A 1,140-nucleotide genomic window follows, 5' to 3' on the forward strand; every position below is an offset into this window, starting at 1 on the left:
GGTTTGTACCGTGTTGATGGCAACACCGGAGGCAAAATAAACGACCAGATTAAATACAATATCGGTGGTTTTTACCGTACCGATAACGGTGTGGTAGATCAAGGTTTTAAGCCAGCTAACGAGGGTGGACAGATTAAAGGGAACATGACTTTTAATTTTAAGAACAATAAAGGATTTTTTAGGGTGTATGGTAAATACCTGAATGATAAAGTTCAGTTCTTACTAACAAGTTATTACCCTTACGATGGTACCGGTAAACCAACTACTTACCGCGATTATGATATGGCCGCTCAATCGATTACGCCAACTCAAACAGAATGGAGCTATAACGATCCGGCGGCAGGAAGCCATAATTTTAGTTTAACAGATGGAATCCACACCAAATTGGGATCGGGTGGTTTTCAGTTCAACTACCTAACCGACAGTGGCTGGCAGATTGTTAACAATTTTCGTTATCAAAATACCCATACCAATTCTACCTATACTGCCCCTGCAGGAATTGTAGCGAGAACAGCAGCAACGCCTTATTACTATCCCGGTGGCTCAGTGGCACCTTTCGTAGCTGGAGATTATGTAATTACCTCTAATGCACAAGGACAAATTAATAGTGATGTTCAGATTGTTGATTACCTGGATTTAAGAAAGAAAGTAAAAAACCACAGTCTTAACATCGGATTGGGCATCCACCAGTATAACCGGGATGATTTACGTTATGCTTTCCGTTCATTTACTGAATTTAAAGAGCACCCTAGCATTTTATTACAATCACCAACAGCTGCAGAGMGTACCATCCAGACCAAAAACACTTTTATTGGCGATACGAGAACCCTTTCTGTGTACGCAGGAGATGAGATTAAAATATCTGAAAAATGGCGCTTAGATATTGGTGCCCGCATAGATAATCAAAATGTTAAAGGCGACAGACCTTATTATGCATTAAATGCAAATGGTACGGTTAATACAACCGCCAGTGCAAACCCTAATATCTTAGGCTACACGCATTATGATGAAACTTTAACCAACTGGGCAGCTTCAGTAGGAGCAAACTACAAAATAAACAATACATCAAGTATTTTTGCAAGGGCTACAAAAGCTTACAACGCACCAAACATTGGCGACTATAATGCATCAGCCTATAAC

At 40.1% G+C, this 1,140-nt stretch carries 1 protein-coding gene; it reads left to right on the plus strand.

Annotated features, from left to right (window positions below; genetic code table 11):
• The coding region (locus AC1DPQ_RS28435) for a TonB-dependent receptor domain-containing protein (protein WP_477611670.1) at nucleotides 1–1,140 on the plus strand (1,140 nt) is incomplete at both ends.

The sequence above is a fragment of the Pedobacter sp. 01T416_2 genome (assembly GCF_056398925.1).